18 protein-coding genes are annotated in these 26,122 nt (G+C 56.0%); 7 read left to right on the top strand and 11 right to left on the bottom strand.

Annotation, left to right across the window (positions count from 1 at the left end; translation table 11 throughout):
- The first annotated feature begins 348 nt into the window (after positions 1 to 348).
- The 3 genes from carA (at position 349) to OSH03_RS13400 (ending at position 5,113) form a co-directional block, all read left to right on the top strand.
- Positions 349 to 1,497 (top strand): glutamine-hydrolyzing carbamoyl-phosphate synthase small subunit, encoded by a 1,149-nt coding sequence (carA, locus tag OSH03_RS13410; protein WP_253540659.1) that lies wholly within the window; start codon positions 349 to 351, stop codon positions 1,495 to 1,497.
- Between the two features lie 18 nt (positions 1,498 to 1,515).
- On the top strand, positions 1,516 to 4,740 hold the full coding sequence (carB, locus tag OSH03_RS13405) for a carbamoyl-phosphate synthase large subunit (RefSeq protein ID WP_008502028.1): 3,225 nt from the start codon (positions 1,516 to 1,518) through the stop codon (positions 4,738 to 4,740).
- 139 nt (positions 4,741 to 4,879) lie between these two features.
- Positions 4,880 to 5,113: a YgdI/YgdR family lipoprotein gene (locus OSH03_RS13400; RefSeq protein WP_003856439.1), complete on the top strand. Its 234-nt coding sequence runs from the start codon at positions 4,880 to 4,882 to the stop codon at positions 5,111 to 5,113.
- 47 nt (positions 5,114 to 5,160) lie between these two features.
- Here OSH03_RS13400 and OSH03_RS13395 read toward each other — a convergent pair whose 3' ends face one another.
- The gene (locus tag OSH03_RS13395) at positions 5,161 to 8,007 is read right to left on the bottom strand and encodes an autotransporter family protein (protein WP_266179288.1); all 2,847 of its coding nucleotides are present in this window, start codon (positions 8,005 to 8,007) and stop codon (positions 5,161 to 5,163) included.
- A 362-nt stretch (positions 8,008 to 8,369) separates the two neighbouring features.
- On the opposite strand from OSH03_RS13395, the gene kefF reads away from it, so the two are divergent.
- The 3 genes from kefF to folA all read left to right on the top strand — a co-directional run bounded on the left by kefF (position 8,370) and on the right by folA (position 11,352).
- On the top strand, positions 8,370 to 8,900 hold the full coding sequence (kefF, locus tag OSH03_RS13390; RefSeq protein ID WP_061099262.1) for a glutathione-regulated potassium-efflux system oxidoreductase KefF: 531 nt from the start codon (positions 8,370 to 8,372) through the stop codon (positions 8,898 to 8,900).
- The gene (kefC, locus tag OSH03_RS13385; protein WP_266179287.1) at positions 8,893 to 10,758 is read left to right on the top strand and encodes a glutathione-regulated potassium-efflux system protein KefC; all 1,866 of its coding nucleotides are present in this window, start codon (positions 8,893 to 8,895) and stop codon (positions 10,756 to 10,758) included. Before kefF ends, kefC begins: the two co-directional genes overlap by 8 nt.
- A gap of 114 nt (positions 10,759 to 10,872) precedes the next feature.
- Positions 10,873 to 11,352: a type 3 dihydrofolate reductase gene (gene folA / locus OSH03_RS13380; protein ID WP_006173915.1), complete on the top strand. Its 480-nt coding sequence runs from the start codon at positions 10,873 to 10,875 to the stop codon at positions 11,350 to 11,352.
- A gap of 59 nt (positions 11,353 to 11,411) precedes the next feature.
- Here folA and apaH read toward each other — a convergent pair whose 3' ends face one another.
- The 6 genes from apaH to lptD are packed head-to-tail and all read right to left on the bottom strand — an operon-like array spanning position 11,412 to position 18,165.
- Positions 11,412 to 12,260: a bis(5'-nucleosyl)-tetraphosphatase (symmetrical) ApaH gene (gene apaH, locus OSH03_RS13375; RefSeq protein WP_266179286.1), complete on the bottom strand. Its 849-nt coding sequence runs from the start codon at positions 12,258 to 12,260 to the stop codon at positions 11,412 to 11,414.
- A gap of 4 nt (positions 12,261 to 12,264) precedes the next feature.
- Positions 12,265 to 12,642 (bottom strand): Co2+/Mg2+ efflux protein ApaG, encoded by a 378-nt coding sequence (gene apaG / locus OSH03_RS13370; protein WP_014882505.1) that lies wholly within the window; start codon positions 12,640 to 12,642, stop codon positions 12,265 to 12,267.
- A gap of 3 nt (positions 12,643 to 12,645) precedes the next feature.
- Complete coding sequence (gene rsmA, locus OSH03_RS13365) at positions 12,646 to 13,467, bottom strand: 16S rRNA (adenine(1518)-N(6)/adenine(1519)-N(6))-dimethyltransferase RsmA (RefSeq protein ID WP_028015479.1); 822 nt, start codon at positions 13,465 to 13,467, stop codon at positions 12,646 to 12,648.
- Positions 13,464 to 14,450: a 4-hydroxythreonine-4-phosphate dehydrogenase PdxA gene (gene pdxA, locus OSH03_RS13360; RefSeq protein ID WP_266179285.1), complete on the bottom strand. Its 987-nt coding sequence runs from the start codon at positions 14,448 to 14,450 to the stop codon at positions 13,464 to 13,466. The genes rsmA and pdxA overlap by 4 nt, the downstream gene beginning before the upstream one ends.
- Positions 14,450 to 15,736, bottom strand: coding sequence for a peptidylprolyl isomerase SurA (gene surA / locus OSH03_RS13355; protein ID WP_266179284.1), 1,287 nt, complete (start codon positions 15,734 to 15,736; stop codon positions 14,450 to 14,452). Before surA ends, pdxA begins: the two co-directional genes overlap by 1 nt.
- 53 nt (positions 15,737 to 15,789) lie before the next feature.
- Positions 15,790 to 18,165, bottom strand: coding sequence for an LPS assembly protein LptD (lptD, locus tag OSH03_RS13350; protein WP_266179283.1), 2,376 nt, complete (start codon positions 18,163 to 18,165; stop codon positions 15,790 to 15,792).
- 239 nt (positions 18,166 to 18,404) lie between these two features.
- On the opposite strand from lptD, the gene djlA reads away from it, so the two are divergent.
- Positions 18,405 to 19,220, top strand: a complete 816-nt coding sequence (djlA, locus tag OSH03_RS13345) for a co-chaperone DjlA (protein WP_061099256.1) — start codon at positions 18,405 to 18,407, stop codon at positions 19,218 to 19,220.
- A gap of 30 nt (positions 19,221 to 19,250) precedes the next feature.
- Here djlA and rluA read toward each other — a convergent pair whose 3' ends face one another.
- The 4 genes from rluA to araD all read right to left on the bottom strand — a co-directional run bounded on the left by rluA (position 19,251) and on the right by araD (position 26,085).
- Positions 19,251 to 19,910, bottom strand: a complete 660-nt coding sequence (rluA, locus tag OSH03_RS13340; RefSeq protein ID WP_266179282.1) for a bifunctional tRNA pseudouridine(32) synthase/23S rRNA pseudouridine(746) synthase RluA — start codon at positions 19,908 to 19,910, stop codon at positions 19,251 to 19,253.
- Positions 19,911 to 19,922: 12 nt separating this feature from the next.
- Positions 19,923 to 22,829 carry an RNA polymerase-associated protein RapA gene (rapA, locus tag OSH03_RS13335; protein ID WP_266179281.1) on the bottom strand — a complete coding sequence of 969 codons (2,907 nt, stop codon included), beginning with the start codon at positions 22,827 to 22,829 and terminating at the stop codon, positions 19,923 to 19,925.
- Between the two features lie 128 nt (positions 22,830 to 22,957).
- Entirely contained in the window at positions 22,958 to 25,315 is a 2,358-nt protein-coding gene (polB, locus tag OSH03_RS13330) for a DNA polymerase II (protein ID WP_266179280.1), read from the bottom strand.
- A gap of 74 nt (positions 25,316 to 25,389) precedes the next feature.
- Entirely contained in the window at positions 25,390 to 26,085 is a 696-nt protein-coding gene (araD, locus tag OSH03_RS13325; RefSeq protein WP_266179279.1) for an L-ribulose-5-phosphate 4-epimerase, read from the bottom strand.
- Positions 26,086 to 26,122: the final 37 nt, after the last annotated feature.

The raw sequence follows: 26,122 nt of genomic DNA, 5'->3' as shown, positions 1-26,122 counted from the left end.
TAAAGAAGTTTAAAACTTCACTCTTGTCACGATTATCCGTTGCCGAAATGTAAATTTTGACCATACGGTCCACTTTTTAAAGCTCCTGCGCCGTATTTACCATTAAACCAGGCGCGCAAGCGTTTTCTGCAGTGATTTACCTGATCTTTTTGTCGGTTAAGCTTCATTCTTCTCGCCAGACTTGCAAAAGACTAAACAAAATATCCGTTTTAAGTTGACTTTTACCCACCAAATCTCCAGAATGCCGCCGTTTGCCAAAAATCCGCTGGCAACACATTTGCATTGATCTATGACATAGTCATGAATTAATATGCAAATAAAGTGAGTGAATATTCTCTGGAGGGTGTTTTGATTAAGTCAGCGCTATTGGTTCTGGAAGACGGAACCCAGTTTATCGGTCGGGCCATAGGGGCAACGGGTTCGGCGGTTGGGGAAGTCGTTTTCAATACTTCAATGACCGGTTATCAAGAAATCCTCACTGATCCTTCCTATTCTCGCCAAATCGTTACTCTTACTTATCCTCATATCGGCAATGTCGGCACCAACGCGGCTGACGAAGAGTCTTCTCAGGTACATGCGCAAGGCCTGGTCATTCGCGACCTGCCGCTGATTGCCAGCAACTTCCGCAATACTGAAGACCTCTCTTCTTACCTGAAGCGCCATAACATCGTGGCGATTGCCGATATCGATACCCGTAAGCTGACGCGTCTGCTGCGCGAGAAGGGTGCACAGAACGGCTGCATCATCGCGGGTGATAACCTCGATGCGACGCTGGCGCTGGAAAAAGCGAAAGCCTTCCCGGGCCTGAACGGCATGGACCTGGCGAAAGAAGTGACGACCGCGGAAGCCTACAGCTGGACGCAGGGGAGCTGGACGCTGGAAGGCGACCTGCCGGAAGCGAAAACAGAGAGCGAGCTGCCGTTCCACGTGGTGGCCTACGATTTCGGCGCCAAGCGCAACATTCTGCGCATGCTGGTTGACCGCGGCTGCCGCCTGACGGTGGTACCGGCGAAAACCTCCGCTGAAGAGGTGCTGAAGATGAACCCGGACGGCATCTTCCTCTCTAACGGCCCAGGCGACCCGGCACCGTGCGATTACGCCATCGCCGCCATCAAGTCCTTCCTGGAAACCGACATCCCGGTATTCGGCATCTGCCTCGGCCATCAGCTGCTGGCGCTGGCGAGCGGTGCGAACACCGTGAAGATGAAGTTCGGCCACCACGGTGGGAACCACCCGGTGAAAGACATCGATAACAACACGGTGATGATTACCGCGCAGAACCACGGCTTTGCCGTCGATGAAGCCTCTATGCCGGCTAACCTGCGCGTGACGCACAAATCACTGTTCGATGGCACCCTGCAGGGTATCCACCGTACCGATAAGCCAGCGTTCAGCTTCCAGGGACACCCGGAAGCCAGCCCGGGCCCGCACGACGCCGCGCCACTGTTCGATCACTTCATCGAACTTATCGAGCAATACCGTAAGACCGCAAAATAATCAGGAGCCGAGAAGACCATGCCAAAACGTACAGACATAAAAAGCATCCTGATCCTTGGCGCTGGCCCGATCGTCATCGGCCAGGCCTGCGAATTCGACTACTCCGGCGCGCAGGCGTGTAAAGCCCTGCGCGAAGAGGGTTACCGCGTTATCCTGGTAAACTCTAACCCGGCAACCATCATGACCGACCCGGAAATGGCCGATGCGACCTACATCGAGCCGATTCACTGGGAAGTGGTGCGTAAAATCATCGAGAAAGAGCGCCCGGATGCGGTACTGCCGACCATGGGCGGCCAGACGGCGCTGAACTGTGCGCTGGAACTGGAGCGTCAGGGCGTACTGGCCGAGTTCGGCGTGACCATGATTGGTGCGACCGCCGACGCGATTGATAAAGCAGAAGACCGTCGCCGCTTTGACGTGGCGATGAAGAAAATCGGCCTCGACACCGCGCGTTCCGGTATCGCGCACAACATGGAAGAGGCGCTGGCCGTTGCGGCTGAAGTGGGTTATCCGTGCATCATCCGTCCATCGTTCACCATGGGCGGCACCGGTGGCGGTATCGCCTACAACCGCGAAGAGTTCGAAGAAATTTGCGAGCGCGGTCTGGATCTCTCCCCAACCAAAGAGCTGCTGATTGATGAATCGCTGATTGGCTGGAAAGAGTACGAGATGGAAGTGGTGCGTGATAAAAACGACAACTGCATCATCGTTTGCTCCATCGAAAACTTCGATGCGATGGGTATCCACACCGGCGACTCCATCACCGTTGCGCCAGCCCAGACGCTGACCGACAAAGAGTATCAAATCATGCGTAACGCCTCGATGGCGGTACTGCGTGAAATCGGCGTGGAAACCGGCGGTTCTAACGTGCAGTTCTCCGTGAACCCGAAAACCGGCCGCCTGATTGTTATCGAAATGAACCCGCGCGTGTCCCGTTCCTCCGCGCTGGCCTCTAAAGCGACCGGCTTCCCGATTGCGAAAGTGGCGGCGAAGCTGGCGGTGGGTTATACCCTCGACGAGCTGATGAACGATATCACCGGCGGGCGCACCCCTGCGTCCTTCGAGCCGTCCATCGACTACGTTGTGACCAAAATTCCTCGCTTTAACTTCGAGAAATTCGCCGGCGCGAACGACCGTCTGACCACCCAGATGAAATCCGTCGGGGAAGTGATGGCGATTGGCCGCACCCAGCAGGAATCCCTGCAGAAAGCGCTGCGCGGGCTGGAAGTGGGCGCGACCGGCTTCGACCCGAAAGTGAGTCTGGACGACCCGGAAGCGCTGACCAAAATCCGCCGCGAGCTGAAAGACGCGGGCGCAGAGCGCATCTGGTACATCGCCGATGCCTTCCGTGCTGGCCTGTCCGTCGACGGCGTGTTCAACCTGACCAACATCGACCGCTGGTTCCTGGTGCAGATTGAAGAGCTGGTGCGTCTGGAAGAGAAAGTGGCAGAACTGGGCATCAACGGCCTGGACGCAGACTTCCTGCGCATGCTGAAGCGCAAAGGCTTTGCCGATGCACGTCTGGCTAAGCTGGCGGGCGTTCGCGAAGCGGAAATCCGCAAGCTGCGCGACCAGTATGACCTGCACCCGGTTTACAAGCGCGTGGACACCTGTGCGGCAGAGTTCTCGACCGACACCGCGTACATGTACTCCACCTATGAAGACGAGTGCGAAGCGAACCCGTCCGTCGACCGCGACAAGATTATGGTGCTGGGCGGCGGTCCAAACCGTATCGGCCAGGGCATCGAGTTCGACTACTGCTGCGTGCACGCTTCGCTGGCGCTGCGCGAAGACGGGTACGAGACCATCATGGTCAACTGTAACCCGGAAACCGTTTCTACCGACTACGACACCTCTGACCGTCTCTACTTCGAGCCGGTTACCCTGGAAGACGTGCTGGAAATCGTGCGCATCGAGAAGCCAAAAGGCGTTATCGTGCAGTACGGCGGCCAGACCCCGCTGAAGCTGGCGCGCGCGCTGGAAGCGGCAGGCGTGCCGGTTATCGGCACCAGCCCGGATGCGATTGACCGTGCGGAAGACCGCGAGCGTTTCCAGCAGGCGGTTGACCGTCTGAAGCTGAAACAGCCGGCGAACGCCACCGTGACTGCCATCGAACAGGCTGTCGAGAAGGCGAAAGAGATTGGCTATCCGCTGGTGGTGCGTCCATCCTACGTGCTGGGCGGCCGCGCGATGGAAATCGTCTATGACGAAGCCGACCTGCGTCGCTACTTCCAGACCGCGGTGAGCGTCTCCAACGATGCGCCAGTGCTGCTCGACCGCTTCCTCGATGACGCGGTAGAAGTGGACGTAGACGCCATCTGCGACGGCGAAATGGTGCTGATTGGCGGCATCATGGAGCACATCGAGCAGGCGGGCGTTCACTCCGGTGACTCCGCGTGTTCTCTGCCAGCGTACACCCTGAGCCAGGAAATTCAGGACGTGATGCGCCAGCAGGTGCAGAAGCTGGCCTTCGAGCTGCAGGTTCGCGGCCTGATGAACGTCCAGTTCGCGGTGAAAGATAACGAAGTCTACCTGATTGAGGTGAACCCGCGTGCGGCGCGTACCGTACCGTTCGTCTCTAAAGCGACCGGTATTCCGCTGGCGAAAGTGGCTGCGCGCGTGATGGCAGGCCAGACGCTGGCTCAGCAGGGCGTGACAAAAGAGATCATCCCGCCGTACTACTCGGTGAAAGAAGTGGTGCTGCCGTTCAACAAATTCCCGGGCGTTGACCCGCTGTTAGGGCCTGAAATGCGCTCTACAGGGGAAGTGATGGGCGTAGGCCGCACCTTCGCAGAAGCGTTTGCGAAGGCGCAGCTGGGCAGCAGCTCTACCATGAGAAAATCAGGCCGGGCGCTGCTCTCCGTTCGTGAAGGCGACAAAGAGCGCGTGGTTGACCTGGCCGCTAAGCTGCTGAAACAGGGCTTCGAGCTGGACGCAACCCACGGTACGGCGATTGTGCTGGGTGAAGCGGGTATTAACCCGCGCCTGGTGAACAAAGTGCATGAAGGTCGTCCGCACATTCAGGACCGCATCAAGAATGGCGAGTACACCTACATCATCAACACCACCGCAGGCCGCCAGGCGATTGAAGACTCCAAGCTGATTCGCCGCAGCGCGCTGCAGTACAAAGTGCACTACGACACCACCCTGAACGGCGGTTTCGCGACGGCTATGGCGCTGAACGCGGACGCCACCGAGAAGGTGATTTCAGTGCAGGAAATGCACGCGCAGATTAGCAAGTAAGACAAATTGCCCGGTGCCGTTCGGTTGCCGGGCATTTTCCCCATCTTCAGAACCTTCTGGTTTTTCATCCGCTTTCAGTCAGTTAGCCTAAAATGGTTAGGTCGATAACGAAATTCATCTGAGTGCAGGGGAAAACACCATGCAAAATAAATTACTGATCGCTTCCGTTCTGGCTGCCACTGCAATGTTTACCGTCGCAGGCTGTTCGTCCAATCAGGCCGTTAAAACCACCGATGGCAAAACCATCGTGACTGACGGGAAACCGCAGGTGGATGACGATACCGGCCTGGTGTCGTACAAAAACGCCGAAACCGGCCAAACTGAACAGATTAACCGTGACCAGGTTAAATCGATGGGCGAACTGGATAACTAAAAAAAGCAGTGGCAACAGCCACTGCTTTTTTGCTTCGCGCTGACATTTTACCAGCGGTGATTCAGCAGGATATGACCGCCGTAAGCGGCATAGCTGTTTTCACCCCATTCGCCGCTGGCACGCAGGGAGATCGTCGTGGTTTCGTTCAGATTGCCGGTGACGCCCAGCTCTAACTGACCGCGATCTTCAGGCGTATCGTTGCTGACGGTTTCGTCGTTGAATGCCAGATCGTTTTGACCAGCACCTTTCAGCCAGTTAACCGCAACGTACGGCTGCCATGCGGTGACGTCTTTCTGCTGGAAGTAGCTGGATTTCACGCCCAGACGACCGAAGAGGCTGTCATTGTCCAGCGTGGTGATGCGTACGCCGTCGCGATCGGTATGATTTTCCTGATCGAGATAGCTGTAGATTACCTGCGCCTGTGGCTCGATCTTCCAGGTACGTTCGTTTTCAGACTGGATGACCCACGCGTGACCGACTTCAACAGACGCGGCAAAGCCTTCGCTATCGTAGTCTTCATCGTTGCGGTTGCTGGTGACTTTGTTGTTGTACCAGCTATAGGCGGCCCAGGTATCAATGTAGCTGCCCAGACGTAATTTCTGATCTTCCTGCCAGGTGGCGTACATCCCAACGTTGAAACCATCTACCTTGCCCTGCGCATCACGCACGTTGTGCTTTGCATCAGAGTGGGTTTTCGCCTGGCCAGCACCGAACATGCCGCCGGCACGCAGAATACCGTTGTCCATCGGCTTGCTCATGAAATCGCTGCCGACCTGCAGAACGGTAGTGGTGGTGTCGTAGCTGACTTTATCCCCGCCAGCATCGTTCTCATGATAACGACCTTTAACGTACATCCAGGTATTCAGATCGTCTTCATTGCGGAAGGTAATTTGGTCACGGTCATCGCGCTTATGCAGGAACATACCCTGGGCGGCAAGATAGTTGCCTAAATAAGCACCCACTTCAGGCGCCATGACTTCAGGCGCATTGTTGCTGCCGTTGTCGGTATTATCGGTATTGTCGGTATTATCACCGCTGTCGGTATTACCGTCAGTATCGGTGTTGCCGCCATCCGTGTTGCCACCTTCATCGGTATCATCTGCCGGCACATCAGAAGGGGTCGCTTTTGATTCCAGATACCAGTTGCCGTCGCCATGCTGATAGAGGTTGTATTCATAAGCCCCGGCAACAACCGGTGCAGCCAGCGTCAGCTGGGCTTCAGAACTGCCGCCGACGCTCACAATTTCCATACCGTTTACCGTCTGCGCACCCAGACCACCTATATTCGTGACACTAACACCGGACTGACCGAAGCTGCTGCCCGTAATGGTGAGATGGTCGGTTGGGGCATTATCTTCACCAACGCTGCTGTTCAATACAATCTGACTACCAGAAGAGCCGGTGTAGTCACCGTTAATCGTAAAATTGTTGCCGACGCTATTGTCAGCCGCACTGAGCAACAGCGTGCCGCTATTTGTGACGTTGCCGTTTACGGTATCGATCCCGGCAACGCTCAACGTTGAGTTACCCTGAACGGCATTCCATGCTGCCAGCGTACCGCCGGTAAGAATCGCGATATTGTCGTTAACTTCGCCTGCGGTGGCAAAAGTCGCACCATTTTCAACGGTGACGGTGGCGTTACTGCCTTTGACGCCGAGCGTGGCTCCGGAAGCAACCAGCGTGGTTCCGCTGTGCAGGACCGTATTTCCTGTATAGCTATTTTGACCGGTCAGCGTCAGGGTGTTGGAATCCACTTTTTCTACGTTACCGCTACCCGTCATGCTGGTAGAGAAAGTTGAATTGCTGCCCTGGTTAAAAATGACGGTACCGTTGTTAGTAAGGCCACCGCTGAGCGTCGCGGTTTTTTGACCATCGCCCAACTGCAGCGATGCGTCTTTTGCAACAAGTGTATTACCCGTATTGGATACCGCACCCGAAAGGGTCAATGCACCGGTCTCTACCAGCAGGGAATCGCCAGAACCGATAATGTCGAGGCTACCCGCCAGCGCCCAGCTTTCACCTTCCATTTTTACGCTGGCAAAGCCGTCGCCCTCATTCAGGCCAACGAAGTTGCTGTCTTCCGTGCCGGTGCCGACCAGTGTGAGGGTATTTCCTTTTGAACCAGTGGAAATAACGTCACCCTCCAGAGTGGAACCCGTGTCGAGAACCAGTGTGTTATTTTTATCGCTGGCAAACGTAATTGCGTTGGTATCACCGCCGATCGTTCCGCTATTCGTAATATCTACTTTTGCAGTATCTTTAACGTTAATACCGTTTTGGGTGCCCTTCACGGTAGCGCTGTTTAAAACCTTGGTATTGCCATCACTTAACGTAATAGCATCGCCGCTTGTACCGATTATTGTGCCACTGTTATTAATACCAATGCCAATCTGAGACGTCAGGCCTGTTTTACCTTTGATCGTTGCCGTGCTGGTATTGGTTATGTTAACTGCTGAGGAGTTCTCGCTGACAAATATGCCGTTTTCCGCGCCGGTAATACTGCCATCATTATTAAAATCACCGAGTATTGACTGAACGTTTACCGCATTCCCGTTGGTAGAGGAAATGGTTGCGCCACTCTCATTGTTAATAACGACACGTTGTGCGCCAGTGTTAATATTCAGACCATTACCGGTGCCGGAAATATTGCCGTTGTTTGTGACAGTAGTGACATTAAATCCGGTGACTGACACGCCCGATTCATTACCAGCGGAGGAAATCGTGACGTCTTTACTAATCACATATTCTGAATCGGCTGAAAAATCTTGAGGTACAGAAGTTGATTGGTCAATTGTTGCAGAAAACGCAACGACAGGAGTACACATTAATAAGGCAGGAAATAGCTTACCCAGAGTTTTGGTTGTATTGTTCAATTTAAAAAATTTGTTGCTCATGTACACATCCATTTGATTGAGAAGTAACATCAGGTAACGTATGTAAGAACGTATATTGGTTTGGAAATAATGAGCTCACAGAAAAGAGCGTAAAATTATTATTTTTTCAATGAGTTATGTACAGGTTGATTTATTAAATAGTAATTTAAGGTGCTCTAAAAATATCCGTAGCCACTATGGTTAAGTGTTATTATTTTGTTGGGTGAATTTGTCGTAGCGGCATCTTAGTGCCAGTAACGCTCGCAAGGCGGCGTCGGTTGCCAATACTTGCGTTTTACTTTGGGGTCTTAGTTTGCCCCTTTCAGTCGGGAAGGTAACTGTCTACACTCACTGCTACAGAAAAGAAGAAGACAGGCATATTCATGATTCTGATAATTTATGCGCATCCCTATCCGCACCATTCGCATGCGAATAAGCGGATGCTTGAGCAGGTAAGGACGCTTGATAACGTAGAGATACGTTCCCTCTATGAACTCTATCCCGATTTTAATCTCGATATCGCCGCCGAACAGGAGGCGCTCACCCGTGCCGATCTGATTATCTGGCAACATCCTATGCAGTGGTACAGCACGCCCCCGCTCCTGAAACTGTGGATCGATAAGGTCTTTTCTCACGGCTGGGCGTATGGCCACAACGGCCATGCGCTAAAAGGCAAAAGCCTGATGTGGGCGGTTACCACCGGCGGTGGGGAAAGCCACTTTGATATTGGTGCCTTCCCGGGTTTTGACGTGCTGGCGCAGCCGCTGCAGGCCACGGCGCTTTACTGCGGGCTGAACTGGCTTCCGCCTTTTGCGATGCACTGCACCTTTGTTTGCGACGATGAAACGCTGCAGGCGCAGGCTCGCCATTATAAACAACGCTTGCTTGAGTGGCAGGAGACGCATCATGGATAGCCATACGCTGATACAGGCGCTGATTTATCTCGGCGCGGCGGCACTGATTGTGCCCGTGGCGGTACGTCTGGGGCTGGGCTCTGTTCTCGGCTACCTGATTGCGGGCTGCGTCATTGGGCCGTGGGGCTTTCGACTGGTGACGGATGCGGAGGCGATACTCCATTTCGCTGAAATTGGCGTTGTGCTGATGCTGTTTGTGATTGGCCTGGAGCTGGATCCGCAAAGGTTATGGAAGCTTCGCGCCTCGGTATTTGGCGGAGGCGCGCTGCAGATGGTGGCCTGCGGCCTGCTGCTCGGTGGGTTCTGCATCCTGCTGGGCATGGACTGGAAAGTGGCAGAGCTTATCGGCATGACGCTGGCGCTCTCCTCGACGGCGATTGCCATGCAGGCGATGAACGAGCGTAACCTGACGGTCTCTCAGATGGGGCGCAGCGCGTTCTCGGTGCTGCTGTTCCAGGATATCGCTGCTATTCCGCTGGTGGCGATGATCCCGCTGCTGGCGGCAAGCGGCTCGTCCACGACGCTGGGGGCGTTCGCGCTATCGGCATTAAAAGTCGTGGGAGCGCTGGCGCTGGTGGTCCTGCTTGGCCGCTACGTGACCCGTCCGCTGCTGCGGTTTGTGGCCCGCTCAGGCCTGCGCGAAGTGTTCAGCGCCGTGGCGCTGTTCCTGGTGTTTGGCTTTGGTTTGCTGCTGGAGGAAGCCGGGCTGTCGTTGGCGATGGGGGCATTCCTCGCAGGTGTTCTGCTGGCGAGCTCTGAATATCGTCACGCGCTGGAAAGCGACATCGAACCGTTTAAAGGACTACTGCTGGGGCTGTTTTTCATCGGGGTGGGGATGTCCGTCGACTTCGGCACGCTGGTCACGCACCCGCTGCGGATCGTCATCCTGCTCGTCGGTTTCCTGGTCATTAAAATGGCGATGCTGTGGCTGATTGCGCGCCCATTGAAGGTGCCGAACAAGCAGCGCCGCTGGTTTGCCGTGCTGCTGGGTCAGGGAAGCGAATTTGCCTTCGTGGTCTTTGGCGCCGCGCAGATGGCAAACGTGCTCGATCCCGAGTGGGCGAAAGCGCTGACGCTGGCGGTCGCGCTGTCGATGGCGGCAACGCCTGTTCTGCTGGTGGTGCTGACGCGTCTCGAAAAATCAGGCAGCGAGCAGGAGCGCGAAGCCGACGAGATCGACGAGGAGCAGCCGCGCGTTATCATCGCCGGGTTTGGCCGCTACGGGCAGATCGTGGGGCGTTTACTGCTGTCGAGCGGGGTGAAAATGGTCATCCTCGATCACGACCCCGACCACGTCGATACCCTGCGTAAATTTGATATGAAGGTGTTTTACGGCGATGCGACTCGCGTCGATCTGCTGGAATCCGCCGGGGCGGCAAAAGCCGAAGTGTTGATTAACGCCATTGACGATCCTGAGACCAGCATGCAGATGGTGGAGCTGGTAAAAGAGCATTTCCCTGGGCTGACCATTATCTCCCGCGCGCGCGATGTGGATCATTACATCCGGCTGCGTCAGGCGGGCGTAGAGGCACCGGAGCGTGAAACGTTCGAAGGTGCGCTGAAGTCTGGCCGCATGGCGCTGGAAAATCTGGGGCTCGGTGCGTATGAAGCGCGCGAACGTGCGGACCTGTTCCGCCGCTTTAACACCGGTATGGTGGAAGAGATGGTGGCGATGGCTGGCAGCACGGCCACGGAGCGTGCGGCGGTGTTTAAACGCACCAGCGCGATGCTTACAGAAATCATTAATGAGGACCGTAATCACCTGTCGCTGATCCAGCGTCATGGCTGGCAGGGCACGGAAGAGGGCAAGCATACCGGCGATCCGGCTGACGAGCCTGAGAGTAAACCTTCCGCGTGAAGTGGAGTTGCCAGCAATAATAAAAAATTTCTGTATCTTTACTCTGCCGCCAGTCGACGAAAGATTAAGCTTTCCGTATAGTGGCGGCAATTTTTTGCATCCGGGAAATTTTCAATGATCAGTCTGATTGCAGCGCTGGCGGTGGACCGCGTTATCGGTATGGAAAATGCCATGCCGTGGAACCTGCCTGCCGATCTTGCATGGTTTAAACGTACTACGTTAAACAAGCCGGTAGTGATGGGCCGCCTGACCTGGGAGTCGATTGGTCGTCCATTGCCGGGCCGTAAGAATATCGTTATCAGTAGCCAGCCGGGTACTGACGATCGCGTCGAATGGGTTAAGTCGGTTGATGAAGCGATTGCCGCCTGCGGTGACGCCGAAGAGATCATGGTGATCGGCGGCGGTCGCGTGTATGAGCAGTTCCTGCCTAAAGCGCAGAAGCTGTATCTGACCCACATTGATGCAGAAGTGGAAGGGGACACCCATTTCCCGGATTACGATCCGGACGAGTGGGAGTCCGTGTTCAGTGAATTCCACGATGCGGATGCGCAGAACTCACACAGCTACTGCTTCGAAATTCTGGAACGTCGTTAAGTGATTTTCCTAACCTTCTCCCCAAAGGGGAGAGGGGACTGTTCGGTGCGGTTTAATAGTCAGGAGGCGACGGCCTCATTTTCTCCTAAGTCCAGCTGTCGGTTGGACGGCTGCACAAAGTAAGCTTTATCTTCCCAGCGTAAGCAGGTTAACTCTCCGCCCCAGCAGCATCCGGTATCCAGAGCGTAGATCCCGTCCGGCGTGCCTTTTCCTTCCAGCGCAGCCCAGTGGCCAAAGACGACGCTGTACTCGCTTGTCACTGGTCCAGGAATGGCAAACCACGGTTTGAGCGGGGTAGGTGCGCTTTCCGGCGTCTCTTTGGAATACATGTCCAGCTGCCCGTTCGGGAAGCAGAAACGCATGCGGGTGAAAGCGTTGGTGATAAAGCGCAGGCGGGCCAGACCGCTGAGATCCTCGCTCCAGTGGTTCGGCATATCGCCGTACATGGCATCAAGGAAGAAAGGGTAGGAGTCGCTCGCCAGCACCGCCTCAACGTCACGCGCGCAGGTTTTAGCCGTCTCAAGATCCCATTGCGGGGTGATCCCGGCATGGGCCATGACCAGCTTTTTCTCCTCATCGACCTGCAGTAAAGGCTGACGGCGCAGCCAGTTAATCAGTTCGTCCGCGTCTGGCGCATCCAGCAGGGGAGAGAGGCGATCTTTAGGTTTGTTGCGGCTGATCCCGGCAAATACGGCCAGCAGGTGAAGATCGTGATTGCCCAGCACCATGCGAACGCTGTCGCCCAGCGATTTGACGAAACGTAAAACCTCAAGCGAGCCCGGGCCACGCGCGACTAAATCGCCCGTCAGCCAGAGCGTGTCCTGTCCTGGCGTAAAGTCGACCTGTTTTAACAATGCGATCAGTTCATCGTAGCAACCGTGAACGTCGCCAATCAGATATGTAGACATTAGATTAATGAATGAGTGTGGTTACGGCGAGACGGAACACAGGAATAGCAACGCGGAACACGTTGCCATCGACGTCGACCATTTCGTAATGGCCTTGCATGGTACCCAGCGGCGTTTCAATTACCGCGCCGCTGGTATACTGATACTCTTCGCCAGGGGCGATGTGGGGCTGTTCACCGACCACACCTTCACCCTGAACTTCAATTTCGCGGCCATTGCCGTTGGTGATAAGCCAGTAGCGCCCGCGCAGCTGCACGGGCATCCGCCCCAGATTGCGAATGGTCACGGTGTAAGCAAAGACAAAACGCTCTTCATCCGGTGAGGATTGCGATTCAACATAGACGCTTTGTACATGGACACATACGCGGGGCGAATCAATCATGGCTTAACTCTCCTTCGGCGGCGCATTTTCGCTGATGTAATTAGCCAGCTTGCAGTACTGCTCTACGGAAATGTTTTCCGCACGCATTGCCGGGTCGATCCCCAGCTCTGCTAACACCTCAACGGTAAACGAATTGCTCAGGCTGTTACGGATCGTTTTACGGCGCTGGTTAAAGGCTTCCGTGGTGATGCGGCTCAGTACGCGCAGATCTTTAACCGGATACGGTTTTGTTTTGTGCGGCACCAGGCGCACAACCGCAGAATCCACTTTCGGTGGCGGCGTGAACGCTGATGGCGGTACTTCGAGTACCGGGATCACGTTGCAGTAATATTGTGCCATCACGCTTAAACGACCATACGCTTTACTGTTCGGCCCTGCAACCAGACGGTTAACAACCTCTTTTTGCAACATGAAGTGCATGTCAGCAATGGCATCAGTATAGCTAAAGAGGTGGAACATTAGCGGCGTGGAGATGTTATATGGCAGGTTGCCGAACACGCGCAGCGGCTGGCCCATTTTTTCCGACAGTTCGCCAAAGTTCATGGTCATGGCATCCTGCTGATAGATGGTCAGCTTTGGCCCGAGGAACGGGTGCGTTTGCAGGCGTGCGGCCAGATCGCGGTCCAGTTCGATAACGGTCAGCTCGTCAAGGCGTTCGCCTACCGGCTCGGTCAGTGCGGCAAGGCCCGGGCCGATTTCGACCATAGCCTGACCCTTCTGCGGGTTAATAGCAGACACGATGCTGTCGATCACGAATTGATCGTTGAGAAAGTTTTGCCCGAAGCGTTTACGGGCTAAGTGGCCCTGATGGACTCGATTAGTCATTGAGTATTAACAATCATTTTGATGGCGAGATTAAGCGCCGTAATAAAACTGCCGACATCCGCTTTCCCCTGGCCTGCCAGATCCAGCGCAGTGCCGTGGTCAACGGACGTTCGAATAAAGGGTAAACCGAGGGTGATATTCACCCCGCGGCCAAAGCCCTGGTATTTTAGCACGGGCAGGCCCTGATCGTGGTACATCGCGAGGACGGCGTCGGCATTATCCAGGTATTTCGGCTGGAAAAGGGTGTCCGCAGGCAGCGGCCCGCTGAGATTCATCCCTTTGGCGCGCATTTCTTCAAGCACCGGAATAATGGTGTCGATCTCCTCGGTGCCCATATGACCGCCTTCACCCGCGTGCGGATTCAGGCCGCAGACCAGAACGTGCGGCTGCTTGATGCCGAACTTCGTTTGCAGGTCGTGATGCAGGATCCCGATGATCTCCCGCAGCAGTTCCGGGGTGATGGCATCAGGAATGGCCTTGATCGGCAGATGGGTGGTCACGAGAGCAACGCGCATCGCTTCCGTTGCCAGCATCATCACCACTTTCGGGCTATGCGAGCGCTCTTCAAAGAACTCAGTATGCCCGGTAAAGGGGATGCCCGCTTCGTTGATGACGCCCTTATGCACGGGGCCGGTGATCAGAGCGGCAAATTCGCCCTTCAGACAACCGTCGCAGGCGAGGGCAAGGGTTTCCACGACGTAATGGCCGTTTTCCGTGCTGAGCTGGCCTGGAACAACCGGTGTACGAAGGGGAACAGAAAGAAGAGTGAGCGTACCGGCCTGCTGTGGTGCGGGCTGTTGGCCTTCAACGTAGGGGATGAGCGTTAAAGGCAGACCGAGCAGATTCGCCCGGTCCTGTAACAGTGTTGCATCCGCGCAGACAACCAGTTCTACCGGCCAGCTGCGTTGGGCGAGCTGGACGACGAGGTCAGGCCCAATCCCGGCGGGTTCGCCGGGCGTGATAACAACACGATGCGGTTTCATTAGTTGCTCAGGACTTTCACGTAAGCACTGGCGCGCTGTTCCTGCATCCAGGTTGCCGCTTCTTCAGAGAACTTACGGTTAAACAGCATACGATAGGCTCTGTCTTTCTGCGCCGCATCCGTTTTGTCCACGTTGCGGGTGTCCATCAGTTCGATCAGATGCCAGCCAAATGAAGAGTGAACCGGAGCACTGATCTGGCCTTTATTCAGCTTCATCAGCGCATCGCGGAAGGCAGGATCGTAAATGTCCGCAGCCGCCCAGCCCAAATCGCCGCCCTGGTTCGCAGAGCCTGGATCCTGAGAGAACTCTTTCGCTGCATTGGCAAACGAGGTTTTACCGTTCTTAATGTCCGCGGCAATCTGCTCCAGCTTCGCACGCGCCTGATCGTCAGTCATGATCGGTGACGGCTTCAGCAGAATGTGGCGAGCGTGAACTTCAGTCACGGAGATGTTCTGGCTCTGACCGCGCAGATCGTTCACTTTCAGAATGTGGAAGCCCACGCCTGAACGAATTGGACCCACGATATCGCCTTTCTTAGCCGTGCTCAGCGCCTGAGCAAAGATGGACGGCAGCTCCTGAATACGTCCCCAGCCCATCTGGCCACCTTTCAGCGCCTGTTGGTCAGCAGAGTAGGTGATAGCCAGCTTGCCAAAATCGCCGCCGTTACGCGCCTGGTCGACAATTGAACGTGCCTGACTTTCTGCTTCCGCAGCCTGATCGGACGTTGGGTTCTCTGGCAGCGGGATCAGAATGTGGCTCAGGTTCAGCTCTGTGCTCGCATCGTTCTGGTTGCCCACCTGTTTTGCCAGCGCATCCACTTCCTGCGGCAGGATCGTGACGCGACGACGCACTTCATTGTTACGCACTTCCGAAATCAGCATCTCTTTACGGATCTGGTTGCGGTAGGTAGCGTAGCTGATACCGTCATAGGCCAGACGACTGCGCATCTGGTCCGGCGTCATGTTGTTCTGTTTTGCAATGTTAGCGATAGCCTGATCGAGCTGCTCGTCAGTCACCTTCACGCCCATTTTCTGACCCATCTGCAGGATAATCTGATCCATGATCAGACGCTCCAGGATCTGGTGGCGCAGCGTGGCGTCATCCGGAAGCTGCTGACCCGCTTCGCCCGAATTGAGCTTCACGGATTTCATCAGACCATCAACGTCACTTTCGAGCACGACGCCGTTGTTAACGACAGCGGCGACCTTATCAACAACCTGGGGGGCCGCGAAGCTGGTATTCGCAACCATAGCGACACCAAGCAGCAGCGTTTTCCAGTTCTTCATACTTTTTCCATTTCAATTAACCGCAAAGCGGATTACGTTGTAAATCAAGCACATTACAAAGAACTACTGTAAGGCAGAATGTTCGAACGCAGCATCTGATGCGTGCCAAGGCCGTAGTTGGAGCTCAGGCCGCGCAGTTCGACATTAAAGCCAATCACGTTATCGTATTTGCCCTGATTGTTTTCACTGTCCCAGCCGTTAAGCTTACGCTCGTAACCGACGCGCAGCGCGTAACAGCAGGAGTTATATTGCAGACCCACCATCTGGTCAGCTGGCTTGTTCGCGTTTGTGTCAAAGTAGTAAGCGCCTACGATTGACCAGCGGTCGGCGATAGGCCAGCTTGCTACCGCACCAACCTGAGAAATTCCGTCTGAATATTGCGGTAGTTTCCAGTAATTAATGCTGTTCTGATCGTTGCTCTTCGGAAGCGTCGCCTGTATGTATTCCGGACTAGCGTAGCGATAGCTTAGCTGAATCATACGATCTTCATCACGACGATACTCTATGGCCGCGCTACTATTAGCAATATTGTCGAGACGAGTATCATATTGCACTCCGCCACGCAGACCCCAGCGATCGGTCATACGCCAGTAGGTATCTCCCGCCCATACCAGCGATCCCGTTTTGTTGTCTTTCTCCCACTGAATGTTGTCATCGCCGGTGCGAGACTCGGTGAAATAGTAGATTTGACCAACAGAAACGTTAAAACGTTCAACGGAGGCATCATCATAAACGCGCGTTGTGACGCCGGTCGTTAACTGGTTAGCGGATGCGATGCGGTCCAGACCGCCGTAAGTACGGTCACGGAACAGGCCGCTGTAGTCAGACTGCAGTAAAGAAGAGTCGTAGTTTTGAATATTGCTCTGATCGCGATACGGCACGTACAAATACTGCATACGCGGTTCAAGCGTCTGGGTATAACCATCCGCCAGAAGGCCCATATCACGCTCGAAGATCAGCTTGCCGTCCATTTTGAACTGTGGAAGCGTTCGGTTGACCGACTCTTCCAGATGCGCATTGTTAGCTGTGTTGTAATTATCAACATTTTTTTGCTGATAGTGAGTCGCCATCAGCTTGGCTTCGGTATTTAGGCTTGCCCAGTCATTAGACCACGGTAGATTGATCGTCGGCTCTATATGAACACGCGTGGCTTCAGGCATGTCCGAATCCGTGTTCACGAAATGCACCGCCTGAGCGTAAACCCGGGTGTCGAATGGACCTACGTTATTCTGATACCAGTTAACGTCCAGCTGCGGCTCTGCGCCATAGGTAGGGGTGGACTGGTCAGAGAATACCTGGAACTGCTTGGTTGAGACGGTTGCATCAAAGTTCTGCACCGCATAGCCTACGCTGAACTTCTGCGTGGCATAGCCATCCGTGCTCGAACCGTATTTAGACGAGAAGTCGTTAAAATAAGATGAGTCGCTAACTTTGGTGTAGTCAATATTAAAGCGCCACACCTGATCCATCACCCCGGCATGCTGCCAGTAGAATAACCAGCGGTGTTTATCGCCTTCTGTAGGATGCTCATCCTGGAAGACCTTATCCGACGGCAGGTAATCCAGCTCCATCAGGCCAGCACCGGCCTGAGTCAGATAGCGGAACTCATTCTCCCACATGATATTGCCGCGCTTGTGGATATAGTGCGGCGTGATCGTGGCGTCCATGTTGGGCGCGATGTTCCAGTAATACGGCAGGTAGAACTCAAAGTAGTTCGAGGTGCTGTATTTGGCATTCGGGATCAGGAAGCCCGAGCGACGCTTGTCACCCACGGGAAGCTGAAGATAAGGGCTGTAGAATACCGGCACCGGACCCAGCTTAAAGCGGGCGTTCCAGATCTCCGCAACCTGCTCTTCGCGGTCATGGATAACTTCGCTCCCGACCACGCTCCAGGTATTTGAACCCGGCAGACAGGATGTAAAGGAGCCATTCTCCAGAATCGTATAGCGGTTTTCACCGCGCTGTTTCATCAGGTCCGCTTTACCGCGTCCCTGGCGACCTACCATCTGGTAATCGCCTTCCCAGACGTTAGTGTCTTTGGTATTCAGGTTTGCCCAGCCTTTCGGACCTTTCAGGATGACCTGATTGTCGTCATAGTGCACATTACCCAGCGCATCCACCGTTCGTACCGGCTCGGCCGCGCCTTCCGGCTGTTTCTGGTGCAACTGCACTTCATCCGCCTGCAGGCGGCTATTGCCCTGGTTAATATCCACATTGCCCGTAAACGTGGCATTGTCAGGATAAGTACCTTTGGAGCTATCGGCAGTAATGGTTACCGGCAAGCTATTTGTATCGCCCTCCACCAGTGGGCGATTATAACTTGGGACGCCAAGCATACACTGCGAGGCGAGATCGGCCGCCAGCCCCTGTTGACTGTACAGGGCGGAGCCAATCATTGTGGCCAGGAGGGTGGGGATACGTTTTTTCATACGTTATATTTTATTGTTCCGTCATCAGTGGCTACGGCTTACAAACGCTCAGAGACTATCTTACTCATCAGCGCAGTACCAGCGTTAATCCTGCCCGTTTGCGCGCCAGAGTGTTAGGCTCGCTATCGAATGACGAGTATGATAAAGCAAATTATAGGCGATGTCCTTCAATTGACCGTGGCTTGAACACTGTGATGATGACGTTGCGTCGGCAAGGAATATGACTATCCGGGGAGTATATGCAGTATTGGGGTAAAATAATCGGCGTTGCGTTCGCCATCATCATGGGTGCCGGGTTCTGGGGAATTGTGCTTGGGCTTATCATTGGCCATATGTTTGATAAGGCACGCAGCCGCAAAATGGCCTGGTTTGCCAACCAGCGCGAGCGCCAGTCGCTCTTTTTCTCCACCACCTTTGAGGTGATGGGGCACTTAACCAAATCCAAAGGCCGCGTGACCGAAGCGGATATTCAGGTTGCCAGCGTTTTTATGGATCGCATGAACCTGCACGGTGAGTCCCGCCTGGCGGCGCAGAATGCATTTCGCATCGGTAAATCCGACAATTATCCGCTGCGTGAAAAGATGCGCCAGTTCCGCAGCATCTGCTTCGGACGTTTTGATTTAATTCGGATGTTTCTGGAAATCCAAATCCAGGCGGCGTTTGCCGACGGCTCGCTTCACCCGAATGAACGTGATGTCCTGTACGTCATCGCGGAAGAGCTGGGCATCTCTCGTATGCAGTTCGACCAGTTCCTGCGCATGATGCAGGGCGGCGCCCAGTTTGGCGGCGGCTATCACCAGCAGTCGTCCGGCGGTGCCTGGCAGCAGGCGCAGCGTGGTCCGACGCTGGAAGATGCCTGCAACGTGCTGGGCGTGAAGCCCACGGACGATCAAACCACGATTAAACGTGCCTACCGTAAGCTGATGAGCGAGCACCATCCTGACAAGCTGGTGGCGAAAGGCTTACCGCCGGAAATGATGGAGATGGCGAAGCAAAAAGCGCAGGAAATCCAGAAGGCGTACGAGCTCATTAAAGAGAAGAAAGGTTTCAAATAAGAAAAAGCCCGACGATGTCGGGCTTTTTCTTTAGAAGTCCACCGGGGCTTTAAACGTCATCGCGTTACCGAAGGCCGGATGGGTGATAGTGAGCGTCTGCGCATGGAGCTGCAGGCGTGGCGCTAACGCCAGCGCTTCCGGCGGGGCGTAGAAGCGGTCGCCCAGAATCGGATGGCCCAGCGCAAGCAAATGCACGCGCAGTTGATGAGAGCGCCCGGTAATCGGCTTAAGCAGGACGCGCGCGGTGTTATCCGGCGCGTACTCCAGCACTTCATACTCGGTCTGCGCGGCCTTGCCGGTTTCATAGCACACCTTCTGCTTTGGCCGGTTCGGCCAGTCGCAGATCAGCGGCAAATCCACCAATCCTTCCGCCTGCGCCGGGTGGCCCCAGACGCGGGCCACATACTGCTTTTTCGGCTCACGCTCGCGGAACTGGCGCTTTAACTCGCGCTCCGCCGCTTTATTCAGCGCCACCACAATCACGCCGCTGGTGGCCATGTCCAGGCGATGGACGGACTCGGCCTGCGGATAATCGCGCTGAATGCGCGTCATCACGCTGTCCTTGTGCTCATCCAGACGGCCCGGCACGGACAACAGGCCGCTCGGCTTGTTGACCACCATAATGTGTTCATCCTGATACAGAATGACCAGCCAGGGATCCTGCGGCGGATTATACGGCTCCATCACCATTTTGCGCTCCGTTTACTGATGCGTCACAACGATAAGACGCAGGGCATCCAGACGCCAGCCCGCCTGATTCAGGCTTTCCAGCACCTGATGACGGTTGCTTTCAATCGCCGCCAGTTCGTCGTCGCGAATGTTCGGGTTGACCGCTTTTAACGCTTCCAGACGGGACAGCTCGGCAGACAGTTTCTCGTCGGCTTCATTGCGCGCGGCGTCAATCAGGTCTCGGGCCGCTTTTTCAATCTGGATTTCGCCCTGCTGGAGAATGGCGTGCACGTCCTGCTGCACCGCATTCACCAGCTTGCTGCCGGTATGGCGGTTCACCGCACTCAGCTGACGGTTGAAGCTTTCGAACTCCACCTGTCCGGCCAGGTTCGTACCGTTTTTATCCAGCAGCAAACGCACCGGCGTTGGCGGCAGGAAGCGGTTGAGCTGCAGCTGTTTCGGCGCCTGCGCTTCCACAACGTAGATCAGCTCCAGCAGCAGCGTACCCACCGGCAACGCTTTGTTTTTCAACAGGGAGATGGTGCTGCTGCCGGTATCGCCGGAGAGGATCAGGTCCAGCCCGTTACGGATCAGCGGGTGTTCCCAGGTGATGAACTGGGCATCTTCGCGGGACAGCGCCACATCACGCTCGAAGGTGATGGTGCAGCCATCTTCCGGCAGGCCCGGGAAATCGGGCACCAGCATGTGGTCTGACGGGGTTAACACGATCAGGTTCTCGCCACGATCGTCCTGGTTAATCCCGACAATGTCGAACAGGTTCATGGAGAAGCTGATCAGACTGGTGTCGTCATCTTGTTCTTCAATGCTCTCGGCAAGCGCCTGCGCTTTTTCGCCGCCGTTGGAGTGGATCTCAAGCAGGCGATCGCGACCCTGTTCAAGCTGCGCCTTCAGCGCTTCATGTTTCTCGCGGCAGGATTTAATCAGATCGTCAAAACCGTCGGTATTTTCCGGCGCGGCCAGATAACCGATCAGATCGCCATGTACCTGGTCATAAATGGTGCGACCCGTCGGGCAGGTATGCTCAAACGCATCCAGACCTTCGTGGAACCAGCGCACCAGCACGGACTGGGCAGTTTTTTCCAGGTACGGCACGTGGATCTGAATATCATGCGCCTGGCCGATACGATCCAGACGGCCGATACGCTGCTCCAGCAGATCCGGGTTGAACGGCAGATCGAACATCACCAGATTGCTGGCGAACTGGAAGTTACGCCCTTCAGAACCGATTTCGGAGCACAGCATCACCTGCGCGCCGCTGTCCTCTTCACCGAACCACGCCGCCGCGCGGTCGCGCTCGACGATGGACATGCCTTCGTGGAACACGGCGGCACGAATGCCTTCGCGCTCGCGCAGAACCTGCTCCAGCTGCAGCGCGGTGGCGGCTTTGGCGCAGATCACCAGCACTTTCTGGGAGCGGTGCGCGGTCAGGTAGCCCATCAGCCACTCCACGCGCGGGTCGAAGTTCCACCAGGTGCCGGTATCGCCTTCAAATTCCTGATAAATCTGTTCCGGGTAGAGCATGTCACGCGCGCGCTCTTCCTGAGTTTTGCGCGCGCCCATAATGCCGGAGACTTTAATCGCCGTCTGATACTGCGTCGGCAGCGGGAGCTTGATGGTGTGCAGCTCGCGTTTCGGGAACCCTTTCACGCCGTTACGGGTGTTACGGAACAGCACGCGGCTTGTGCCGTGGCGGTCCATCAGCATGTCGATCAGCTCTTTACGTGCGGATTCCGCATTCTCGCTGTCGCTGTTAGCGGCCTGCAGCAGCGGTTCGATATCCTGCTCGCCAATCAGATCGCTCAGGGTGTTGAGCTCGTCGTTTGAGAGACGTTTACCCGCCAGCAGCAGCGCGACGGCATCCGCAACCGGACGATAGTTGTTCTGCTCTTCCACAAACTGCGCGAAGTCGTGGAAACGGTTTGGATCGAGCAGGCGCAGACGGGCGAAGTGGCTTTCCAGGCCGAGCTGCTCCGGCGTTGCGGTCAGCAGCAGGACGCCGGGCACGCGCTCGGCAAGCTGTTCAATCGCCATATATTCCCGGCTTGGGGCATCTTCGCTCCAGACCAGATGGTGCGCTTCATCGACCACCATCAGATCCCACTCGGCGTCACACAGGTTCTCAAGGCGCTGCTTGCTGCGGCGCACGAAGTCCAGGGAGCAGATCACCAGCTGTTCGGTTTCAAACGGGTTGTCCGCGTCGTGCTGGGCTTCGGCATAGCGCTCGTCGTCGAACAGGGAGAAGCGCAGGTTAAAGCGGCGCAGCATCTCGACCAGCCACTGATGCTGCAGGGTTTCAGGCACCACAATCAGCACGCGCTCGGCAGCGCCGGAGAGCAGCTGCTGGTGCAGGATCATACCCGCTTCAATGGTTTTACCCAGGCCCACTTCATCCGCCAGCAGCACGCGAGGCGCGTGGCGACGGCCCACGTCATGGGCGATATTCAGCTGGTGGGGGATCAGGCTGGTGCGCTGGCCGCGCAGTCCGCTCCACGGCATGCGGTACTGTTCGCTCTGGAACTTACGCGCGCGGTAGCGCAGGGAGAAGCGATCCATACGGTCGATTTGCCCGGCAAACAGGCGGTCCTGCGGCTTGCTGAACACCAGTTTACTGTCGAGCAGGACTTCACGCAGGATGACGTTCGTCTCGTCGGTATCAAGACGCGTCCCGATGTAGGCGAGCAGTCCATTCTCTTCTTTTACGTCTTCAATCTTGAGCTGCCAGCCGTCGTGGCTGGTCACGGTGTCACCCGGATTGAACATTACGCGGGTCACAGGGGAGTCATTGCGAGCGTACAGACGGTTTTCACCGGTGGCAGGGAAGAGGAGGGTAACCATGCGCGCATCGACGGCAACGACGGTTCCTAATCCAAGTTCGCTTTCTGTATCGCTGATCCAGCGTTGACCAAGTGTAAAAGGCATAGTTGTTCGGCTCTAATCTTTAATTGCAGGCAATAGTTCGACCCCCGTCAAAAAAGACGGTCATCGAAAAATGGGTCCGGGAATGGAAAGGGCGCTATGGTACTGGATGGCAGCCATTTCGTCACGCGTCAAAATAGGCCAAGTTGCCCTGTCACTAGTGTAGCAAAATCGTCGTCGATGAAGGGCAAAATTCCGTCGGCGACGGGCTGAAGCTGGCGCGTAAGATAGTGATCGTAATCGAGCGGAGACTGCTGGTAATCAACGGGTTCCGGGCCGTTAATTGTCCAGACGTATTTGATCGTTCCCCGGTTCTGATACTGCGGGGCACGTCCGCGGCGTACGTTTTCTTCATCCGCCAGACGCGCGGCGCGCACGTGCGGAGGAACGTTACGCTGGTACTCCGCCAGTGGGCGGCGCAGGCGTTTGCGATACACCAGCTGGTCATCCAGCTCGCCGGCCATCAGGCTGGCGATGGTGTCGCGCACGTAATCCTGATACGGCTCGTTGCGGAACACCCGCAGGTAGAGCGTCTGCTGGAACTGCTGGGCCAGCGGCGTCCAGTCGGTGCGCACCGTCTCCAGGCCTTTAAAGACCATTCGCTGCTTTTCACCCTCCTGAATCAGCCCGGCGTAGCGCTTCTTGCTGCCCTGGTCCGTACCGCGGATGGTGGGCATTAAAAAGCGAGCGAAATGGGTTTCAAATTCCAGTTCTAATGCGCTGGTTAACCGCTCTTTTTGCAAATGTTCCTGCCACCAGTCGTTTACGAAGGCCACCAGTTCTTTGCCGATTCGCGAGGCGTCGTCTTCGGAATGTGCTCCCTTAAGCCACACAAAGGTTGAATCCGTGTCGCCGTAGATAACGTCATAGCCCCGGGATTCAATCAGCGCTTTGGTCTGACGCATGATGTCGTGCCCGCGCATGGTGATAGACGACGCCAGACGCGGATCGAAGAAGCGGCAGGCGCTGGTCCCCAGCACGCCGTAAAAGGCGTTCATGATGATTTTCAGGGCCTGCGAGAGCGGCTTGTTGCCGTGGCGTTTCGCCTCGTCGCGGCCGTGCCAGATGTTTCCCACAATTTCGGGCAGGCAGTGTTTTTCCCGCGAGAAGCGGGCCCCGAGATAACCTTCGGTGCTGTGCGCATCGTCTGGCTGCGCCATCCCCTCTACAAGCCCCACCGGATCAATCAGAAACGTGCGGATAATCGACGGGTACAGGCTTTTGTAGTCCAGCACCAGCACCGAGTCATACAGTCCTGGGCGGGAGTCCATCACGTAGCCGCCGGGGCTGGCCTGCGGCGGCACGTCTCCGAGGTTGGGCGCAACGTAGCCGGCACGGTGCATTCGTGGAAAATAGAGGTGGCTAAAGGCGGCTACCGAGCCGCCGTGCCTGTCAGCAGCGAGGCCATTCACCGTCGCGCGCTCCAGCAGGAACGGCATGATCTCGGTTTTGTGGAAAATCTGCGTCACCAGCTCGCAGTCTTTCAGGTTATAGGTGGCGAGCGCCGGTTTGTCTTCGTTGAAGCGTCGGTCAATCTCGTCCATGCGGTCCCACGGATTGTCGATGGATTTGCCTTCACCGAGCAATTCCTGCGCTACCGCTTCCAGAGAGAAGGAGGAGAAATTCCAGAAGGCGGATTTCAGCGCCTCGATGCCGTCGATAATCAGGCGGCCGTTGGCCTGCGCAAAGAACACGCCGTTCTTAAAGCCGTGCTCGCGCCACTCCAGCTCCGTATTTCCGCGCCCGAGCATCAGCGGGATGCGATAGCGCTCGGCGTGTTTTTGCAGCACGCGCAGGTCAAACTGCACCACGTTCCAGCCGATCAGCACGTCCGGATCGTGCTCGGCAAACCACTGGTTAAGCTTCTCCAGCAGCTGCGGGCGGCTGCTGACGTACTCAAGCTGAAAATCCAGCGCGGACGCATCGCCGTTCGGCGGCCCGAGCATATAGACAACCCGCTGCCCGCAGCCTTCAAGACCGATGCAGTACAGTTCCCCGTGACGGGTGGTTTCGATATCCAGGGAGACCCACTTTAGCGGCGGTCGATAGTGCGGATTAGGCTTCAGGCGAGCGTTGATGAGGGTGCCGTTTTGCTCAGCGCCGTCTACCCAGACGGGCGCGGTTATAAACCGCTCCATCAGAAAGCGTTCCGGCGGCCGTATATCCGCTTCGTAGAGCGTCACGCCCGCTTCGCGGAGCAGCTTTTCATAGCGCATCAGCTGGCGATGGGCGCGACAGTAGAGGCCGTAAACCGGCTGGCGGTGGAAATCTTTCAGTTCAAGCGGGGTAATGCGCCAGCCGTTTTCGTCGCGCAGCAGCTGCTTCACTTTTTCGACGTGTGCTTCAGGGATAAACGCCACGGATTCCTGCGGCGGCAGCGTAACGTGCAGCGGGCCGTTGTCCGTCGCCAGCCAGAATGCGACCTCGGTGCCCTGAGGGGTATCCCGCCAGTGTCGGGTCAGTAAAAAACCTTCTTGCGCCTGCGCCACGCCGCTATCCCATAAAACAAAACCAGGCCTGATTATAGCCTGGTTGAATGTTTTACGCTGGGGATATATACAGTTTATTGTCCGTAATAGGCCTTCGCGCCGTGCTTGCGCAGGTAGTGTTTATCCAGCAGGGTTTGCTGCATATCCGGCAACTGCGGCGCGAGCTGGCGACAGAAAATCCCCATATAGGCCACCTCTTCGAGCACGATCGCGTTATGCACCGCATCTTCCGCGTTTTTCCCCCAGGCAAACGGGCCGTGGGAGTGCACCAGCACGCCGGGCATCTGCGCCGCGTCGATTCCCTGTTTCTCGAAGGTTTCGACAATCACGTTACCCGTTTCCCACTCGTACTCGCCGCCGATCTCCGCATCGGTCATCAGGCGCGTGCAGGGTATGGTGCCGTAAAAGTAATCCGCATGGGTGGTGCCGGTCGCCGGGATGGACTGACCCGCCTGCGCCCAGATGGTCGCATGGCGAGAATGGGTATGCACAATGCCGCCGATGGTCGGGAATGCCTGATACAGCAGGCGGTGGGTGGGCGTATCGGAGGAGGGCTTTTTGTTACCTTCCACCACTGCACCCGTTTCGATACTGACCACCACCATATCTTCAGCGGTCATCACCGTGTAATCCACGCCGGAAGGCTTGATCACGAACACGCCTTTTTCCCGATCAACGGCGCTCACGTTACCCCAGGTGAGGGTCACCAGGTTGTGTTTCGGCAGCGCCAGGTTGGCTTCGAGCACCTGACGTTTGAGATCTTCTAACATCGTTGTCTCCCTGCCCGGTGAGCGCAGCGCCACCGGG

The organism is Enterobacter nematophilus, from assembly GCF_026344075.1.
GTDB lineage: Bacteria > Pseudomonadota > Gammaproteobacteria > Enterobacterales > Enterobacteriaceae > Enterobacter > Enterobacter nematophilus.
Note: the sequence above shows the minus strand (reverse complement) of the source record. Positions and strands in the feature narration are given on the sequence as shown.

Excerpts from the sequence above, each read along its gene's own strand:
- carB (WP_008502028.1), top strand. The coding sequence starts at position 1,516 with ATGCCAAAACGTACAGACATAAAAAGCATCCTGATCCTTGGCGCTGGC.
- OSH03_RS13400 (WP_003856439.1), top strand. The coding sequence starts at position 4,880 with ATGCAAAATAAATTACTGATCGCTTCCGTTCTGGCTGCCACTGCAATG.
- OSH03_RS13395 (WP_266179288.1), bottom strand. The coding sequence starts at position 8,007 with ATGAGCAACAAATTTTTTAAATTGAACAATACAACCAAAACTCTGGGT.
- kefF (WP_061099262.1), top strand. The coding sequence starts at position 8,370 with ATGATTCTGATAATTTATGCGCATCCCTATCCGCACCATTCGCATGCG.
- kefC (WP_266179287.1), top strand. The coding sequence starts at position 8,893 with ATGGATAGCCATACGCTGATACAGGCGCTGATTTATCTCGGCGCGGCG.
- folA (WP_006173915.1), top strand. The coding sequence starts at position 10,873 with ATGATCAGTCTGATTGCAGCGCTGGCGGTGGACCGCGTTATCGGTATG.
- apaH (WP_266179286.1), bottom strand. The coding sequence starts at position 12,260 with ATGTCTACATATCTGATTGGCGACGTTCACGGTTGCTACGATGAACTG.
- apaG (WP_014882505.1), bottom strand. The coding sequence starts at position 12,642 with ATGATTGATTCGCCCCGCGTATGTGTCCATGTACAAAGCGTCTATGTT.
- rsmA (WP_028015479.1), bottom strand. The coding sequence starts at position 13,467 with ATGACTAATCGAGTCCATCAGGGCCACTTAGCCCGTAAACGCTTCGGG.
- pdxA (WP_266179285.1), bottom strand. The coding sequence starts at position 14,450 with ATGAAACCGCATCGTGTTGTTATCACGCCCGGCGAACCCGCCGGGATT.
- surA (WP_266179284.1), bottom strand. The coding sequence starts at position 15,736 with ATGAAGAACTGGAAAACGCTGCTGCTTGGTGTCGCTATGGTTGCGAAT.
- lptD (WP_266179283.1), bottom strand. The coding sequence starts at position 18,165 with ATGAAAAAACGTATCCCCACCCTCCTGGCCACAATGATTGGCTCCGCC.
- djlA (WP_061099256.1), top strand. The coding sequence starts at position 18,405 with ATGCAGTATTGGGGTAAAATAATCGGCGTTGCGTTCGCCATCATCATG.
- rluA (WP_266179282.1), bottom strand. The coding sequence starts at position 19,910 with ATGGTGATGGAGCCGTATAATCCGCCGCAGGATCCCTGGCTGGTCATT.
- rapA (WP_266179281.1), bottom strand. The coding sequence starts at position 22,829 with ATGCCTTTTACACTTGGTCAACGCTGGATCAGCGATACAGAAAGCGAA.
- araD (WP_266179279.1), bottom strand. The coding sequence starts at position 26,085 with ATGTTAGAAGATCTCAAACGTCAGGTGCTCGAAGCCAACCTGGCGCTG.